General features: G+C 62.0%; 17 protein-coding genes and 2 pseudogenes. 11 read left to right on the forward strand and 8 right to left on the reverse strand.

Going from position 1 to position 17,381, the window contains the following annotated elements; genetic code table 11:
- Positions 1 to 145 precede the first annotated feature (145 nt).
- The 6 genes from AC0QTX_RS19605 to AC0QTX_RS19630 form a co-directional block, all read right to left on the reverse strand.
- Positions 146 to 1,717 carry a recombinase family protein gene (locus AC0QTX_RS19605; RefSeq protein WP_474605500.1) on the reverse strand — a complete coding sequence of 524 codons (1,572 nt, stop codon included), beginning with the start codon at positions 1,715 to 1,717 and terminating at the stop codon, positions 146 to 148.
- Entirely contained in the window at positions 1,714 to 2,250 is a 537-nt protein-coding gene (locus AC0QTX_RS19610; protein ID WP_474605501.1) for a DUF2924 domain-containing protein, read from the reverse strand. Before AC0QTX_RS19610 ends, AC0QTX_RS19605 begins: the two co-directional genes overlap by 4 nt.
- Positions 2,251 to 2,253: 3 nt before the next feature.
- Positions 2,254 to 2,805 (reverse strand): DUF3489 domain-containing protein, encoded by a 552-nt coding sequence (locus AC0QTX_RS19615; protein WP_474605502.1) that lies wholly within the window; start codon positions 2,803 to 2,805, stop codon positions 2,254 to 2,256.
- Positions 2,806 to 3,057: 252 nt separating this feature from the next.
- Positions 3,058 to 4,515, reverse strand: a complete 1,458-nt coding sequence (gene terL, locus AC0QTX_RS19620; protein WP_474605503.1) for a phage terminase large subunit — start codon at positions 4,513 to 4,515, stop codon at positions 3,058 to 3,060.
- The gene (locus AC0QTX_RS19625) at positions 4,508 to 4,927 is read right to left on the reverse strand and encodes a DUF5681 domain-containing protein (protein WP_474605504.1); all 420 of its coding nucleotides are present in this window, start codon (positions 4,925 to 4,927) and stop codon (positions 4,508 to 4,510) included. Before AC0QTX_RS19625 ends, terL begins: the two co-directional genes overlap by 8 nt.
- Positions 4,917 to 6,419, reverse strand: coding sequence for a site-specific DNA-methyltransferase (locus AC0QTX_RS19630; protein ID WP_474605505.1), 1,503 nt, complete (start codon positions 6,417 to 6,419; stop codon positions 4,917 to 4,919). Before AC0QTX_RS19630 ends, AC0QTX_RS19625 begins: the two co-directional genes overlap by 11 nt.
- A gap of 695 nt (positions 6,420 to 7,114) precedes the next feature.
- Between AC0QTX_RS19630 and AC0QTX_RS19635 the strand changes: the two are divergent.
- Both AC0QTX_RS19635 and AC0QTX_RS19640 read left to right on the forward strand, forming a co-directional pair.
- Positions 7,115 to 7,288: pseudogene (locus AC0QTX_RS19635) on the forward strand (DUF6538 domain-containing protein); the annotation flags it as partial.
- A 186-nt stretch (positions 7,289 to 7,474) separates the two neighbouring features.
- Positions 7,475 to 7,654: pseudogene (locus tag AC0QTX_RS19640) on the forward strand (hypothetical protein); the annotation flags it as partial.
- A gap of 115 nt (positions 7,655 to 7,769) precedes the next feature.
- Here the strand turns inward: AC0QTX_RS19640 and AC0QTX_RS19645 are convergent.
- Positions 7,770 to 7,982 carry a hypothetical protein gene (locus tag AC0QTX_RS19645; RefSeq protein WP_474605506.1) on the reverse strand — a complete coding sequence of 71 codons (213 nt, stop codon included), beginning with the start codon at positions 7,980 to 7,982 and terminating at the stop codon, positions 7,770 to 7,772.
- Between the two features lie 23 nt (positions 7,983 to 8,005).
- On the opposite strand from AC0QTX_RS19645, the gene AC0QTX_RS19650 reads away from it, so the two are divergent.
- Positions 8,006 to 8,221, forward strand: a complete 216-nt coding sequence (locus AC0QTX_RS19650) for a hypothetical protein (protein ID WP_474605507.1) — start codon at positions 8,006 to 8,008, stop codon at positions 8,219 to 8,221.
- Positions 8,222 to 8,653: 432 nt separating this feature from the next.
- Here AC0QTX_RS19650 and AC0QTX_RS19655 read toward each other — a convergent pair whose 3' ends face one another.
- Positions 8,654 to 9,598, reverse strand: a complete 945-nt coding sequence (locus AC0QTX_RS19655; RefSeq protein ID WP_474605508.1) for a LysR substrate-binding domain-containing protein — start codon at positions 9,596 to 9,598, stop codon at positions 8,654 to 8,656.
- 115 nt (positions 9,599 to 9,713) lie between these two features.
- Here AC0QTX_RS19655 and AC0QTX_RS19660 point away from each other — a divergent pair, with 115 nt between their 5' ends.
- From AC0QTX_RS19660 to AC0QTX_RS19695, 8 genes are all read left to right on the forward strand, one after another.
- A complete protein-coding gene (locus tag AC0QTX_RS19660; RefSeq protein WP_474605509.1) occupies positions 9,714 to 10,463 on the forward strand; it encodes an SDR family NAD(P)-dependent oxidoreductase in 750 nt (249 codons plus the stop codon).
- Between the two features lie 49 nt (positions 10,464 to 10,512).
- Positions 10,513 to 11,388, forward strand: a complete 876-nt coding sequence (locus AC0QTX_RS19665; RefSeq protein ID WP_474605510.1) for a transketolase — start codon at positions 10,513 to 10,515, stop codon at positions 11,386 to 11,388.
- A complete protein-coding gene (locus tag AC0QTX_RS19670; protein ID WP_474605511.1) occupies positions 11,385 to 12,437 on the forward strand; it encodes a transketolase family protein in 1,053 nt (350 codons plus the stop codon). Before AC0QTX_RS19665 ends, AC0QTX_RS19670 begins: the two co-directional genes overlap by 4 nt.
- 111 nt (positions 12,438 to 12,548) lie before the next feature.
- Positions 12,549 to 13,547, forward strand: a complete 999-nt coding sequence (locus AC0QTX_RS19675; protein WP_474605512.1) for a TRAP transporter substrate-binding protein — start codon at positions 12,549 to 12,551, stop codon at positions 13,545 to 13,547.
- Between the two features lie 4 nt (positions 13,548 to 13,551).
- Positions 13,552 to 14,133, forward strand: coding sequence for a TRAP transporter small permease (locus AC0QTX_RS19680; RefSeq protein ID WP_474605513.1), 582 nt, complete (start codon positions 13,552 to 13,554; stop codon positions 14,131 to 14,133).
- Positions 14,130 to 15,389 (forward strand): TRAP transporter large permease, encoded by a 1,260-nt coding sequence (locus tag AC0QTX_RS19685; RefSeq protein WP_474605514.1) that lies wholly within the window; start codon positions 14,130 to 14,132, stop codon positions 15,387 to 15,389. The genes AC0QTX_RS19680 and AC0QTX_RS19685 overlap by 4 nt, the downstream gene beginning before the upstream one ends.
- Positions 15,390 to 15,479: 90 nt before the next feature.
- Positions 15,480 to 16,367 carry an NAD(P)-dependent oxidoreductase gene (locus AC0QTX_RS19690; RefSeq protein ID WP_474605515.1) on the forward strand — a complete coding sequence of 296 codons (888 nt, stop codon included), beginning with the start codon at positions 15,480 to 15,482 and terminating at the stop codon, positions 16,365 to 16,367.
- A gap of 295 nt (positions 16,368 to 16,662) precedes the next feature.
- Positions 16,663 to 17,010, forward strand: a complete 348-nt coding sequence (locus AC0QTX_RS19695; protein ID WP_474605516.1) for a DUF6665 family protein — start codon at positions 16,663 to 16,665, stop codon at positions 17,008 to 17,010.
- The last annotated feature ends 371 nt before the right edge of the window (positions 17,011 to 17,381 follow it).

Genomic DNA, 17,381 nt, shown 5'->3' on the forward strand with positions numbered 1-17,381 from the left:
ATTGGGCACCATCGCGATAACCGATGTGTCACGACGAAATATCGACGTCCTTATTCGCCCCGCACGCAAGGATTTCGAGCGATGAGCGCACTGGGACCTGAACCCAGGGCCGTCGATTTAATAGGCAAATACTCTTGTCTTAGGCTCACTCTGCGATCTTGGACCCGAGCATCCTGTGCTGCTCAGCCCAATCGGACGGCAACTCGGCGAAGCTCATTACCCCCGTGCCCCGCGTTAGCCTGCCCTCGACAGCAGCACTCACGAGGTCAGGCGCCAGGAAGGCTAAGGAAAGTGTCATCCGAACCGAGCGCTCCGACAGCCCCTCAGGTGCCGCAATCTCATGCGTATTCATCACCTCCCCCGACACCAACTCTTCGACCCAGGCCCGCCCACGGGCAATGCTCAGCAGGAGCTTGTTTCGAGCTTCGGGACGGATTGGCCTGGAGGTGCCCTCCCCCGCCCCCTTCGGCAGAACCAGATCGCGCTTGCGAGTATGCCGCGGGCGCGACCAGGGGACCTCTACCACGCGAGGTTCGTGCCCCTCCGCCGCCTGAAGTGTGATCTCCAAGACGCCGCTCCGCACCACAACCCGCTCGATCAATCGGGTGACGACTTCCTGGTCAGACTCATCGTCACTGCCCTGCGGCACCCGTGTCCTGACTGCCTGGACGACCGCTTGCTCGAGTGCCGGCGCCGGCACTCGCGACACGGATCCTGCGTTGTCCTGCCGCCGCTGCAGCAGCGCTTGCGAGACATAGTAGCGATAGCGCGCCCCGCCCTTGTTGGCATGGGCCGGCGTCATCCGGTTGCTCTGGTCATCGTCAATGCGCCCTATCAGGAGGGCTTCCGAGCCCCACCACCGACGCTCCCGCCTCTTCTGCGCCAGGCGCGCCTGAACCGCCTCGAACACCTCGCGGGAGATGATGGCCTCGTGCTCCCCCGGAAAAGTTTTGCCCTTGTGCTTGATCTCGCTCAGGTAGACGCGATTGCGCAGCAGATGACCGAGTGGACCATTGGTGAAGGGAATGCCTCCAATCACCCGCCCGGACGACAATCTCCTCTGCCGTGTCACGAACCCGCTCCGCCGCAGCTCCTCCTGCAGGCGCGGGACCGAGCCGATCTCCAGATAACGCTGGAACAGCATCCGGACCTGCTCGGCTTCGGTTTCATTGACGAGAAGCTTACGGCTCTCGACTCGATACCCGAGCGGCACCACCCCGCCCATCCACAACCCCTTACGCTTTGAGGCTGCAATCTTGTCGCGGATGCGCTCGCCGGTGACCTCGCGCTCAAACTGGGCAAACGAGAGCAGCACGTTGAGCGTCAGCCGTCCCATGCTGGTTGTGGTGTTGAACGCCTGCGTGACCGATACAAACGAAACCCCATGCTCATCGAACAGCTCGACCAGCTTGGCGAAGTCCGCCAGGGAACGCGTAAGCCGGTCAACCTTATAGACCACCACGATATCAATCGACCGGGCGCGAATGGCGGCAAGCAGCAACTGCAGGGCGGGCCGCTCCATCGAGCCCCCCGAGAAGCCTCCGTCGTCATAGCGGCCCAGGATCAATCGCCAGCCCTCATGCGCCTGGCTCTTGATGTAGGCCTCTGCGGCCTCACGCTGGGCATCGAGCGAGTTGAACTCCTGCTCCAGGCCATGCTCCGTCGACACGCGGGTGTAGATTGCACAGCGCAGCGGCTTTGATGGCTCGCTTTTCATAGCCGCACCTCCAAAGCCCGTTTGCTCTGAGCAGTCGTTCCACCCTGGCGCAGGCCGAAGAACCGGGGGCCGTTCCACCGGGTGCCGGTGATCGCGCGCGCGACCTCCGACAGTGACCCGAAGGTCTGGCCTTTCCACTCGTATCCACGCACCTGCACTGTTACTCGGTGCAGCACCCCCTCATGCTCCCGTACCAGCAGTGTCCCGGGTTTGAGGCCCCGCGTCTCCTCCACGGGCGGTACGACCTTGCTGAGCCCGTCTCCCTTGGTTTTTGCCTTGGCAGCGTCACGGGCAATCTGCTCAAGCAAACGGACGGTGCCTCTATCGAGATCGCCAAAGGCGTCAGCTTGGAGCTTGTAGGCGAGAATACGGAGCAGGAGATGCTTTGGCAGATGATGCGGCGCTGAGCGCCCGAAGACGCGTCGCCACCGCACCTGTAAGTCATAGGTCTCGAGTTCACGCAGTCGCTGCAGTTCCTGCGCTATCCTCTGACGATCAGCATCGGCCCGTGCTGGGATTTCACGATCGCTCATCGCTCACGCCTCCCGTTCGACGATACGATAGACGCTTGTGCCGCTCTGGCCTTTTTCACGTACAAGGGCGTAGCCCTTCTTTCGTAAGGCGGTGAGGGCCGCTCGGGTGGTGTGGGGCAGCCACCCGGTGGCGGCGGCAAGTTCGCCAAGACCTGCCCCCTCCCCTCGCCGCAGGAGCGAGATCACCAGAGCCTGCTTGGAGCCATCCCGCGGGATGGATAGGCTTCCAACCGGTGCTGCTTCTTTCTGAGATTCAGTTGATTCTGGCGTGCAGTGGGTACTCCCATGCCCCTCCGGCTCGCCCTCAGCCTCAATACCGATGGCTTCCAGTCCAGCCCGCGTGATCCGCAGGCCGATCAACTGTCCCTCATCGTCGGTACGCCAGTCTGGCTGCTCACGAGTTACTGCAACCTCCTCGACCAGTCCCTGTGACAGTAGCTTGGACAAGCTGTTCCTGGCTGATCCAGTTTTGGGAGGGGCAGGCAGGGTAACAAGGAGATCCTCCCGCTGAGAGGCAGAGGAGAGCAGCATGAGCTGGGTGTCAGACAAAGTCATAGGACTGATCCTTGGGTTGTGACGGCACCTCTGCCGCCACCGCCTGAAGCCCCGCTCTGGCGTAAAGCCAGCAGGGAGGATCCGTCCTTTGCGGGCGACACCTGCTCTCCTTGGCTGGTGCTCGGGTGCCTGCTCCGTTCCTGTTAGCAGATTCGCTTCCTTTGCGCCTGAAGTCGAGCGCAGACAGAGCAACGAAAGTGCTTTGTTGGCGGCGCAATTGTCCTGCTGTGATCCGGCCGATGCGACCTCAGGTCATTGCCGCGAGGGTCTTGGCCCTGCCGGCCTGCGCAAGGTTGCCGGACGCTCAACCCTCTGCGGCCGCTCGCGGACGATTGGTGTGAGGGCGGTGAGATACCGGAGCGCCTGACTGGTTGCATCGACCTGGTCATCGTGACGACCGGTTGGGAACGCCAGCAGCTCAGACAAATAGCTGCTCAACCATGGAGCCTCTCGCGGCAGAAACACCTGACCGGCTTCAAAGCGGGCGGCCTGCGACAGCAGCCGGGCCAGCTTGTCAAACCGGGCTCGCTGCAGCAGCGGAAACAGCTCGCCTGTGCGCCTGAGATCCTGGGATAAGGCCCGCCCCAGCTCCGTATCCTCGATCAAGGTGGCATTGGCCTGGTACTGGGCGGAAAGGTCGATGATGCGGCGCCGCAGCTCTGGGCTCTCGAAGCGGCCCCGCACCACATCAAGCAGATAGTATTGCTGCCCCACTGCACCCCAGACGGTGCCGACCGACCAGTCGGAGGACTCCTCCAGGGTTGAGGCAGTATCCCACGATACGACCTTGAGCTCGAACTCATTGGGACGCCGGTCGTAGGAACGGATCCAGTCCCGCTTGATGGCGTTGCCCTCCGCCGGCATGGGGTTATACTGGTACTGGGCCGAGAAGTTGAGCATTCCGAGATTGCGTTTGGCCGCCTCAAGCCAGGCCTGCGGCTCTCGTTGGGAATGCAGCACCTCTCCTGCTTGCCGGCGGTACACAGCATTGGGCTTGGAGCCGATGCGGTAGGTGCAATCCTCTGTCGCGATGGCTGGGATCGAGAGCACCTCCCAGTCCTCCTTGTCGAGCACGTGCCCGACAAGATCGTCCTGGTGCAGGCGCTGCATCACAATCACAATCGCACCGTTCACCCGGTCATTGAGCCGCGAGTACAGGGTGGAGTCGTAAAACTCTGTCACCCGCCGCCGCTCAGCCTGCGAGAGCGCCGCGGCCAGTCCCTTGATGGGATCGTCGATGACGATGAGGTCCGCGCCGCGTCCGAGCACCGAGCCACCGATCGAACCGGCAAAGCGCGACCCGCGCTCGCTGGTCACCAGCTCCCGGTCACGCGAGCTGACGACCTCGAACTCGGGAAACAGGCTCTTGAACCAGGCACTCTCAACGATCGTCAGGAAGTCAGCGGCATGCTTTCGGGTCAGCTCATTGGCATAAGAGATCGCCATAATGCGCTTGCGCGGATCGTGGCCCATCACCCAGGCCGTAAAGGCAATGGTGACGCAGATCGACTTGGCCGAGCGGGGCGGCACATTGATGATCAGGCGCTTGCACTCGCCGCGCCACACCCGCATGAGCTGGTAGGCAATGGCGTGCACGTGCCAGTTGTCAAGGTAGGGTGTGCCGGGCTCAAGCGTATCGAAGCACTGCTCGATAAAGCTGGTCAAATCAGAGCGCAGGATGGCACGCAGAAGGGTAGCGTGATCACTCATCCCTTCCTCCTGCATCGTCCAGCCCACCCGCGTGACGCTGCAGGAAGCGGGCAATCAGGGCCTCCTCGCTCTGCGACACCTCCGGTCCGGATCCATCACTCTGCCCGTGCTGGTGAATGGTGAGGGCATCAAGCTTGAACAGAAGCTCGATGGCCCGCAGGTGGCCGCCGAGAGCCATGGCAAACAGCTTCTGGTGCAAGGCTTTGCGCATCGTCATCGTGACGCGCTTGCCTTGTGAGGACACGGTGATCGTCTCCGACAGATCGAGCTTGTCGTGCTCTGACCTGATCGGCTTTGCCTTCTTCTTACCGCTCGGGTTGCCGCTTTGACCTTTTTTGAACCGCGTATGCTGTGGTGGACGCTTGTAGCCGATATCAGAGGCGTCCGGTTGGGACTCAATCTCAGGCGCCATGACCACCCTCCTCCTCTGAAAGGGGAGCCAGTTCCCTGTCCTCGCGGGCCCGTTGCTCGGCCATCTCGCTGAAGGTCAGGCCTGTCTCGGCATGCCGCGCCTCGCTTCTGAACAGTGTCTGCCAACGCCGCACGATGACATCCACGTAGAGCGGGTCCAGCTCCAAGAGATAACCGCGCCGTTTAGTCTTGGCAGCGGCGATCAGCGTGGTGCCGCTGCCGCCGAAGGCATCAAGGATGATCCCCTTCGGCCTGGAGCAGTCCTTGATCGCATCCATCACCATCGCCACAGGCTTGACGGTGGGATGGGAGGCGAGCTCCTCCATACGGCCGCGCTTGAAAGTGTTCACGCCGGCATACGACCACACGTTGGTGCGGTAGCGGCCGTGACGACCCAGCTCGATGTTGTTGATGTGGGGTGCCCTGCCCTTCTTCCACAAGGTAATGAACTCATGCTGGGAGCGGTACAGCGATCCCATGCCACCATTGGTTTTGGCCCAGCAGATGATGTTCTTGAGCTCATCATAGGTGGCATGGCCCGCTTCCAAGAGTGCGTGAAGCTCATGCCAGTCCATGCAGATGTAATGGAGCGCACCATCCTGCGAGGCTTTGGCCAGTTCAGCGAGGACAGTCTTCAGGAACCCGATGAACTCTGGTCGGGACATCTCGCCTGACGCCATAACAAACTCGCGATGCTGAGTAGCGCCCAGGCCGCCGACATGACCATTCACGGCACAGTTGTACGGCGGATCGGCAAAGATCATCTGCGCCAGTTCACCGTCAAGGAGGCGTGCATAGGCGTGCGGGTCGCGGGCGTCGCCGCACATTACGCGGTGCTGGTCCATCAGCCACAGATCGCCAATCCGGCTCACAGCAGTCTCAGCGACAACGGGAACCGCATCAGTTGGGTCATCCTTGATGGCTGGCGTTGCAGGACTGTCCAGGATGATGTCAATCTCGGCGGTCTCGAAGCCGGTTAGCTCGGGCAGATCCATGTTGATGTCTGCCAAATAGGCGAATTCGAGCTTCAGGATCTCGTCGTCCCAGCCCGCCAGCTCTGCAAGCCGGTTGTCCGCGATCCGGTAGGCCCGCAGATCGGTCTCGCTCAGGTGTTCAAGACAGATCGTCGGCACCTGCTCGTGGCCAAGCTCCTTGGCCGCCTCAAACCTGCCATGACCAGCAACAATCTCAGCTTCAGCGGTGATCAGAATCGGATTAGTGAAACCGAATTGGCGCAGGCTCGCCTTGATCTTGTGGATCTGCTTCTTGGAATGGGTGCGCGCGTTATGCGGGGAACGCCGCAACGAAGCGACAGGGCAGTAGACCACCTTGAGAGCGAGACAAGGATCAAACGCGAGAGCACCTGGAGATTCTTCTGCGATGGTTGGGAGGGGCTGGTCTGCCGGACGGGTGGGGCTACGGCGTATGCGGTGGGTGGTAGTCATCATCGATTCCTTCAAGATGAAGGAGATCGACCACGTCAGAACGAGCAATCCCGCACCGCTCCCAGCCGAGACGCGCAAGCGCTCGGAGGCTGAAGAACGGAACGAGGACTGCTCGCAAAAGCGAAATGCCTCAGGAGTGCCGTCGACCTGATCGGTCTCGGGCTAATGCTGCACCAGAGTGCAACGAAGCTTACATAAGCGGCGCAGATTCTGCCGTCAAGCACTTCTGAGCATACCTGGCTCACTTTCCCTGCTCATCCGTTAGGATCATGGGCTGAATTAAGTAGAGAAGTAGACTCCCTTTGTCATCGCCTCTGCTGGCAGCCTTCCTGTACGGCTGTTTGCTTCAGAGATCCACGCTGAGGCGGCTAAGATGTTAGGATCCACTCATTGCAGAGAGCCCAACCTTGCAGCGAAAGACAAACTACGCTCCATTTTCCTGCTCGGATAGCCAAAGTTCCCTACTCTGGTTGGATGAATTCCCTGCTCATTCACGCAAGGGAAGTGGTTGTAAATTGCTGCTGCCGTTCGGCTTCTAGGGCCGAGAGGTGGCTCTGGCCTCCCACTTATAGGCCGGTTTCCCTGCACATTTCCCTGCAAGCAGGGACTTCCCAGTGGAGACTGGTTCGCGCCAGACTGCCAGCAGCACCAGCCCCTCAGGCTGGATTTACGCTAACTTCAAGCAGGACTTCAGGTTTCGGACGCCCGTTTGGTACACAAGGGTGGTCCACATGGTCCTCGCGATGACACGTCCCCGCAAACACCCCAAAACCGGCGTCTACGAGTTCCGCAAGCGCGTCCCCGACCGGCTGCGTCCTCTCGTCGGCAAGCGCGAGGTGAAGCGCTCCCTCAAGACCAAGGACCCTGCCCTCGCCCGTGAGCGGCACGCCGCCGTCGCCGCCGAGATAGAAGCGCAATGGAACCTCATGGCGTCCGGCGGGAGCACGCTTGGTACTCCGATGCCGGTTAGGCTTACCCACAAGCAGATCGTCGCCCTTTCGGGCGAGTTCTACCGCCAGACGGTGACCGCGCACGAGGACGAACCCGGTGAAGCGGACTGGTGGGCGCAGCTTGCCAGCATCGACTGGCGCTCGCCCCATGCGGAGCAGTTCGTCATCCGCCGCCGCGCCCTGGGCATGATCAAGAAGGCCTTTGACGGAAACGGCATCCGGTTTGCCGTCCCCAGTGTCCAAGTCGCAGGTCGCGAGGAAGCCGGGCCGGTGGCGGCCCATCAGGCTCTCAAGCTCGTCAAGCCGCCCCCGCCGGAAGGACAGGCGGGTTGAGCGGGCTGACACCAGCCGACCGAAATCTGAACAACCTGCACGATCCCGTTGGCCTGAATAAAGGTTCCGCGATGTTACGATCAGAAGCGAGAAGGGCCTTCCCACCTCATAGCACTTACAGATGATGCGGATGATGAACAGCCTTGCGGGGTGACGATCGTCCGGTTCGGGTCAGGTAGTGAAACTCGTTCACTGACAGGAACTTCCGTTGTTCCTGTCCAAAGCGGAAGTTCGCCCCCTGTCCGGAACGTGCCATATGCGGTCGTTCGGCAATTCGCTTGTAATAAGCGTTGCCGCCTACTCCATCGTCGGTACCGGCCATTTCCATCAGCCTCTTCTGATGGTTCCACAATGGACGTCGGTCAAACCATGCTCCCGCAACGCCATGCCATGATTATCGCAACCATCGGTTGGGCGAGCACATCGCCGAACAAGCTGCGAAAGCTCTTCCTTGCCGGCGTCGGCACCTCCGGGCGCTGCCATCCCGTGACGCAGCCGTGGCATGACGCCCTTCTCGTACTTCACTTCTGTGCCAGGACCGTCGCCGTGATGCCGGGTTGGACATGACGATGAACTCGGCTGAACAGCGAAGTTTAAGCTCGGTTAATTGAATCCGACTTTAGTAGCATCCGTGCTATGCCCTTGACGCATGACTGAATCACTTAATGCTGGTTGATACGCGAATAGAACATAATACATTGTTGATATTGCTGTGCATAAGAAATGGGGCTGATCACGATGTTGATTGCTGTTTTGAAGAGCTTCGGGCTCGGGCTTTGGAAGATCATGGTTCGTACAGGCGAGATCCGCGGAGCTCGAGCCTTGGCGAATTCCAAGCGTGGGGTTTACCACTACTGACGATATCCGTTCATCAAAGCAAAGGTCCGTTGCCTCAAAAGGGCACGATTTGGCAAATCAGCCCTGTGAGCCGATGCCGTGGACCCTGCGATTGGATGAATGCCCGAGGGATGAAACCCGCCGCGAGGCGGGTTTGCCTTTTCAGGCCGGCTGGTCAGCAATCGGTAGCACGGAGGCGTCGGTTACGATCCTATCGAGGGGCACTTGTGCCTCGACCCCAAGCTCCGCCAGAAGCCACTCGGCAAAGGTTCTCAGGGGTTGGCGTTGCCGGACGTGGCGGGGAAACACCAGATTGTGCCCGACATAGCGGACGGAGATTGACATTCGCTCCAAGGGCATGACCAAGCGGCCCGACGCGAGCTCACCCTCCGCGAGGCGAGTGGACTCCAGGGCGACACCCAGGCCTTGGGTAGCGAAGGCGATGGCCAGGAAGCTGCGGTCAAACCGGCTTCCGTTCGGGGGCGGCGCGACCAAGCCGTTAGCGGCGAACCAGTCCGCCCACTGGATCTGCTTGCTGTCGCTCTGGATCAGTACGTGGTCGAACAGGTCCGCTGGCGAGGTGATCGTCGCTGCAAGATCAGGCGTACACATGGGTGCCATCATCTCCTCGCCGAGAGGCACGACTACCAGCCCTTCGCCCCTGGGAGGACCATATACGATGTCCGCGTCGAACTCGTCGGAATTAAACCTTGTGTAGTCGGTTCCGGCTGCGAGACGAACCTCAATGCCGGGATGTTGCTTCAGGAAGGCGGCAAGCCGGGGTGTCAGCCATTGGGTTGCAAAGCTCGGTGCGCAATGCAGGCGCAGGAGCTTGGGTCCGCGGGTCGAGACCACCTCCATGCCTCGCCGCAAGTCATCGAAGGCCCGGCTGACGTGACGCATCAGCACCTCGCCCTCATAGCTTAGGCAAGCATGGCGGGTATCGCGTTCAAAGAGGGGAAGGCCGAGAACCTGCTCCAGCTTCCGGATCGCGTGGCTGACTGCGCTCGGCGTCAGGTTCAGCGCCGCGGCGGCCGCCCGAAAAGACCCTGTACGGCCGGCAGCCTCAAAGATCCGGAGATAGGAGAGAGGCACATCCTGAAGCATCAGGGTAGTGAATCAGATTCAACAGGAGGTGTAAATAATGCGTTTGTCCGAACGCGCGATCCGACGAATACTCCCCCAATAAAAGTAAAGACAATAAATCTTATTGGAGGAAACGATGTTGCTGAAAGGCAAGACTGCCGTCATTTCCGGTGCGGCCAGCGCGCGCGGAATCGGGTTCGCGACCGCCCGTCTCTTCGCCAGGCACGGCGCGAAGGTCGCCATTCTCGACCTCAATGAACAAGGCGCCAAGGACGCGGCTGCGGAACTCGGGCCGGATCATCTCGGCATCGGCTGTGACGTGGCAAACCTCGAATCGTGCAAGCAGGCCGCAGAGGCCGCCATCGTGGCTCTCGGCCAGGTGGATATCCTTCTCAACAATGCCGGCATCACACAGCCCGTGAAGACGATGGAGATCGACCAGGCGAGCTGGCAGCGCATCGTGGACGTCAACCTCACCGGTGTCCTCTATCTGAGCCAGGCCTTCATTCCCCACATGCGTTCCCGCCGGCAGGGCTCGATCGCCTGCATGTCCTCCGTCTCGGCCCAGCGCGGTGGCGGGATCTTCGGCGGGCCACATTACTCTGCTGCGAAAGCCGGCGTATTGGGACTGGCCAAGGCGATGGCGCGGGAACTCGGCCCCGATGGTATCCGGGTCAATTGCGTCACGCCGGGCCTGATCCAGACGGACATCACGGGCGGCAAGCTCACCGACGAGATGCGCAGGGACATCCTGAAAGGCATTCCGCTCAACCGTCTCGGCGACGCCGATGACGTGGCAGGTGCCTACCTGTTTCTTGCCTCCGATCTGTCCGCCTACATCACCGGCGCTGTGATCGACGTGAACGGCGGCATGCTGATCCACTGATCGGCGCTTGGGCGCCATCAGCTCGCGCCCTCCAACCCTGGAGAGACCGATGAATACGAGCACCAGCGACGCTGGACAGCAGGTGTCAAAGCCTCCCCTGTCCAACGTATCCCTCACCGAGCGCGCCTATTGCATCCGCCGCAATGCCCTCCGCATGGGCGAGGTGCAGGGCCAGGGCTACATCGCCCAGGCCCTCGGCATCGCCGACGTCCTGGCAGTGTCCTACTTCCATGCGATGAAGTACCGGCCGGAAGATCCCGAATGGGAGGAGCGCGATCGCTTCCTTCTCTCGATCGGCCACTATGCCATCGCTCTTTACGCGGCCCTGATCGAGGCCGGGATCATTCCGGAAGACGAACTCGAGAGCTACGGCTCCGATGACAGCCGCTTGCCCATGTCGGGTATGGCCGCCTACACGCCCGGCATGGAGATCACGGGCGGCTCGCTCGGCCACGGATTGGCGCTTGCGGTAGGGTTCTGCCTCGCCTTGAAGCGCAAGCAATCGAAGTCATTCGTGTATTGCCTGTTCTCCGACGGCGAACTGGGCGAGGGCTCCGTCTGGGAAGGAGCCTGGTCGGCGAGCCACTGGAAGCTCGACAACCTGATCGGCATCGTCGACGTCAACAACCAGCAGGCGGACGGTCCGGCCTCCGAGGTGACCGGCTTCGAGCCGCTCGCGGCCCGTTTCGAGTCGTTCGGCTGGCATGTGCAGCGGGTCAACGGCAACGACATCGATGCCCTCGTTGCCGCGTTCGACGCAGCCCGCAACCTGAACGAGCCCAAGCCGCGGATCGTGATCTGCGACACCAAAATGGCCAAGGGCGTCCCGTTCCTTGAGGAGCGCGAGCGCAACCACTTCCTGCGGGTCGAGCCGCACGAATGGCAGAAAGCCCTCGAACTGCTTGACGCCGGGAGGACACCATGAGGCGCTCGAAATACACACGGCCCGCCTGGCTCGGGGAACAGGGCGAAGGAGGACAGGGTACGGCGGACAAGCCGCGGCTGACCACCTCGGCGATGATCGCTTCGCTCGCCGGCTCCGACCAGCGCACGAAACCTGCCCCCTTCGGCCACGCCCTTGCGGCCCTGGCCGAGACACGTCCGGAGATCGTCGGCCTGACGGCGGACTTGGCGAAGTACACGGACCTGCATGTCTTTGCGAAGGCTCACCCGGACCGTTTCTACCAGATGGGCATGGCCGAACAGCTCCTGATCAGTGCCGCCGCCGGCATGGCGCGGGAGGGCTTCATGCCCTTTGCGACCACCTACGCGGTCTTCGCGGCACGGCGCGCCTACGATTTCATCTGCATGGCGATCGCCGAGGAAAACCTCAACGTGAAGATCGTCTGTGCCCTGCCGGGCCTGACAACAGGGTATGGGCCGAGCCATCAGGCCACTGAGGATATCGCCATCTTCCGGGGCATGCCGAACATCACCATTGTCGATCCCTGTGACGCGCACGAGATCGAGCAGGTGGTGCCGGCCATCGCGGCGCATCAGGGGCCCGTCTACATGCGCCTTCTGCGCGGCAACGTGCCTCTCGTGCTCGACGAGTACGGCTACACGTTCGAGCTCGGGAGGGCCAAGATGCTGCGCGACGGCAATGACGTGCTGATTATCTCGTCCGGCCTGATGACCATGCGGGCGCTCGAGACGGCAAAGGCCCTCTCGGATGACAAGGTGGATGTCGCGGTGCTGCACGTGCCCACGATCAAGCCGCTCGACGAGGCCACGATCCTGAAGGAGGCATCGCGCACCGGTCGAACGGTGGTCGTGGCGGAGAACCACACCATCGTCGGCGGCTTGGGAGAGGCTGTCGCCGGGCTCCTGATGCGCTCCGGCGTGTTCCCGACTGCCTTCCGCCAGGTCGCCCTGCCCGATGAATTCCTCGATGCTGGCGCCCTGCCGACCCTCCATGACCGTTACGGCATCTCCACCAAGGCCATGACGGACAGCATCAAGGGCTGGCTTTAGGAACGCTTGCCTCGAGGCCCATGACCTGGGGCAAGCGGTAGCTGATCAATCCAATCCCTCACAACGACCAAGAAGCCCGGCCAACGGGCATCATCCAGAAGGAAAACGCTTATGAAGACCACGATTTCACGCCGCACCCTCCTTGCCGGGGCCTTCGCGACCCCGGCCATCCTAACCTTCCCCCGGGGCGCTCAGGCCGCCACCAACCTCACGCTGGGCCACAACGCGGCTCCCGGCAATCCACGCAGTATCGCGACGGAGCGTTTCGCCGAATTGGTCAAGGAGAGATCGAACGGCAACATCAGCGTCCGCGTTGCAGGATCCGAGCAGCTCGGCAACGAGCAGTCGCTGCTCACAAGCCTGCGGACTGGTGCCGTCAGCATGACCGTCAACAGCCAGGGCTCCACGTCGGCGCTCATACCAGAACTCGCGGCACTCGGTCTGCCCTTCCTGTTCGCGGATAGCGCCGCTGCCTTCAAGGTGCTCGAGGGCCCGATCGGCGAGGAACTCGCCCAGCGCTTCGCCAAGGTCCAGATGGTGCCTCTCGGCTGGTGGGACAACGGCATTCGCCACATCACAAACAGCAAGCGACCCGTGGCCAAACCGGCAGACCTCAAAGGTCTCAAGATCCGCACGCCGCCCGACCCGATGACGATCGACATCTTCCAGGCGCTCGGCGCCGGAACCGAGCAGATCAGCTTCGGCGAGCTCTATATTGCACTCCAGCAGGGAGTGGTCGACGGACAGGAGAACCCGCTCACCAACATCGCGAGCTCGAAGCTCTTCGAGGTGAACAAGTACATCAGCCTGTCGGGCCACAAATGGGAGAGCTCGCCCTTCCTGATGTCGCAGATCACCTGGACCCGCCTGTCCGCGCCGGACCGGGAAATCATCAAGACCGCTGCCAAGGAAGCAGGCGACCTGCAACGCAAGCTGTTTGCCGAGAACGAGGCCAAGTTCAACGCTCAGTTCAGGGCCGATCCGAAGCTGGCCGTCAACGAGGTAGATAAGCCCGCATTCCGGGAAGCGTCCGCCAAGGTCGTCGACACCTGGCGCGCAAAGCCCTTCGGTGACTTCGTTGACAAGCTGGTCAAGGCTGCCCAGGTCTGATGCCATGACCCGCGTCTCCCCCCTGCCCCACCATGATGAACCAGCGCGGGCCATGGGGGGCGGCGCGCTCACCGTGGCCAATATCATCGATCGCACGGTCGGCTTCGTATGCCGTGCAGTGATCCTTCTGACCGGACTTGCACTCCTTGTCCTGCTGACGGCGAACGTCGTTGCTCGTTACGTGATGGAAAGCGGCGGCTTTCGCTTCTCCCAGGAACTGCCGGAGCGACTCTTCCCCTGGTTCATCATGGCCGGCGTCGCGCTCGCCGTGCAGAAGGGCGGCCACATGGCAGTGGAGTCACTGCTGGCCCGCCTCAGCCGCAGCGGCGCACGCGTCCTGCTGCTCGTCGGCTTCGCGATCATCATCGCCTCCTACGCCATTCTTGGCTGGGAGGCGATAGGGGTTGCCGATATCGTGTCGATCGAGACCAGCCCCGTTCTCGGACTGTCCAGTAGCTGGAGTTACTACGCACTTGCCCTCGGCTGCCTCGCGGTCATCCTGACCACATTCGCGCTTGCCCTGCGGGTCTGGAAGCTCGGCCCCGAGGCCATGCCGACCCCCGATCCAGAGGAGACCGGCATATGAGCATCATTCTCGTTGTTGTCTTCACGGTCCTGATGCTGCTGGCGATCCCCGTCGGGCACGCCCTCGTCATTGCCGCAGGAGTGACCTTGGCGTGGCAGGGCGATCTGCCGCTGATGATCGTCGCGCAGCAGATGTACCAGCAGACGCAGTCCTTTCCGATGCTGGCCCTGCCCTTCTTCATGATGGCCGGCAGCCTGATGCTGGGCGGCAAGCTCGGTGAAAAACTCCTGGGCTTCGCCACCAAGGCGATGCAGCGCTGGCGCGGGGGGCCACTCTCGACCACCGTCGTGGCCTCGGTTGTCTTCGGCGGCGTCTCGGGAAGCGCGGTCGCCAATGCCAGCGCCCTCGGATCGGTGCTCATCCCTTGGCAGAAGCGCCAGGGCTATCCGGCCGGGCTGTGTGCGGCAAACAACGCCACGTCGGCTATCATCGACATCCTGATCCCGCCGTCGATCCCGCTGATCCTCTATTCACTCGTCAGTGGCGTCAGCATCGCCGACCTGTTCACGGCGGGTATCCTCCCGGGTATTATCATGGCGGGTGGGCTCATCCTGACGTGCAGCCTCATCGCGCGGCGGCGTGGCATCCACTCGGAGGATCCGGCCGTCAGCCGGATGGAGCTCCTGAAGCTCGCGGTGCTGAGCGGTCCCGCCCTCCTGATGCCGATCCTGATCCTGCTTGGCCTGCGCTTCGGCATCGCCACGCCGACCGAAATCTCGGTGCTGGCTGTCGTCTATGCGCTCGCGCTCAGCGCCTTCTTTTATCGCGACCTGACGTGGAAGCGTTTCTACCACAGCCTGATCGAGTCGGGCATCGCGACCGGTGTCGTCATGCTCGTGATCATGGGCAGCGCCATCGTGGGCTGGATCCTGACCTTCGACGAGGTTCCGATGCGCTTCGCCGAGTGGGTCACGGCCACGATCAGCAATCCACTGCTGGTCATCCTGGCCATGAACATCCTGCTCCTGATCGTCGGCATGCCGCTCGACCTTCCTCCGGCGATCCTGCTGCTGGGACCGATCTTCGTGCCACTGGCGGCGTCAATCGGACTGGATCCAGTGCAGCTCGGGATCATCATGGTGCTCAACCTTGGCATCGGGCTCTACACGCCTCCGATCGGGACTACGCTCTTCATTTCCTCGTCTATCGCAAGAGCGTCGCTGGCCGACACCACTCGTGAGCTCTGGCCCTTCCTCGCCGTCTCCCTGCTGGTTCTTCTTGCGATGAGTTATATTCCGGCCCTCACGCTCTACTGAGGCGGAAGGCGTCCGGCCGGTTCGGTCGCGGCGCTTTCCCCCGAGTTCTTCCTGCCAACGAATGACCTGCCGAAGATCGGCAGCAATGGAATGGACGACATGACACGCATCGCTTTCGTCGGCCTCGGTGCCATGGGCCTGCCCATGGCCGGCAATCTCCTGTCGAAGGGGTTTGCCATTACCGGGTACGATATCAATGCCAAGGCCCTCGACGCTCTCGAAAGCGCCGGAGGCAAACGGGCGGCGACGCCCGCCGATGCAGCGGCCGAGGCAGATGCCCTGATCCTCATGGTGGTGAACGCCGCCCAGGCGGAGGCGGTCCTGTTTGAGGGAGGGGCGCTCGCGTCCCTTCGACCCGATGGCGTGGTGGCGCTGATGGCGACGTGCCCGCCAAGTGCGGTTGAAGCGATCAACCATCGCATCCTCAAGGCCGGACGTCGGCTGATCGACTCCCCCGTATCGGGAGGCGTCGCAGGCGCGAAAGCGGCGACGCTCACGATCATGGCCGCAGGGCCGAAGGACACGTTCGATGCCGCGAAGCCCGCTTTCGATGCTCTTGGCGACAAGGTGTTCCACGTCGGCGAACGTCCTGGGCAAGGCGCCATGGTCAAGACCGTCAACCAACTCCTCTGTGGCGTGCACATTGCCGTGGTGGCGGAGGCTTTCGCCCTGGCGGCGAAGGTCGGCGTCGATCTCAGGATCCTGCTGGAGATCATGAGCGGTTCTTCCGCTTCGAGCTGGATGCTCAAGGACCGCGGACCGCGCATGCTGGAGGCTGAGCCAGAGGTGACGAGCGCAGTGGACATATTCGTCAAGGATCTCGGCATCGTGCTGGATGCCGGTCGGGACGTGAAGGCGGCGCTGCCCTTGGCGGCGGCGGCCCAGCAGATGTTTCTTGCGACCTCGGGGCGTGGAGACGGCAAGGCGGACGACAGTCAGATCATCCGGTCTTATCTCGCCCTGAACGGTATCGATTAGCCTGAGATCACCATAGCACCTCTATTGTTGAGGCCCATTACCCCGGGCCTCCGTCTTGATGCCTTTCTCCACGCGCTCATGGCTCCGGACCGCATGGCAAGGCTCGCCCGTCATGGGATCAACGGGACTGATGCCGTCACATCCCGACTGCGGCAGCCTCGGGATCCGCTGTCCTACTTGGCCCGCCGTTGCTGGTCAGGCGAAGGGTGGCCGGCTTGCGCCAGGGTGTCGCGTTCAATCATCGGCATGGCGGCACCATCTTCGTCTCCGTCGTCAATCGTTACCGGAGTCCGAGATGGCCGTTCGCATCCCCCAGAGCTTATCGACGGGTCTCAGCCCGGAAACTGCATTGGATGTGCTCGCCTACGAGTTGCGTGAGCAAAAGGCGCAGACGCTAGGGGCTCTGGGAGGTCAAGTTGAACAAGCCCTTGCGGAGATACGCGCCTTCGACGCAGCGAAGCACGGATTGGATTGGGAAGAACGCCGCCGCGCAATGCGGGATGATGCGGCTGACCTGGTTTGGGCCTTCATGATCCAGCGGGAGCTGTGTGGGTTCCGGAATTGGGAAGCAGTCGTGAAGGATTACAATATCCCACGTGAGGTGTTGAACCGTGTCGGTCAAGTCCGGCGCAAGGCAGACTAGACACCTCACAGCACCCGACCCGCGATCCGCCTGAACGGATCCATTCATGAGCCAGTGCTCGGAAGGTCCGAAACGGGTCAAACCCGGCCCATCAGCGTGGCTGTGCGAAGGTCCGCTGACCCTATGCAACCAAACTTTCAGCTTACTTCGGCTCCGTGCCATGAAGCGACGTTCCGAGCTCACATCCATCCGATACGTCGAAGCCCAACGGTCTACACGCGAACATCCCGGCAGGCACGAGCGTCCCAGACCTATTTAGGGCTCTCACTCGAATGTCAGCACCTGCTCTACGCATGGCCACCACCCCCGCGACGCTCACCTCACGCCATCTGTCTGCCTTATGCCGGAACTAGACTCTTTCGCCCGCTTAA

It is taken from the genome of Microvirga sp. jy35 (assembly GCF_056148915.1).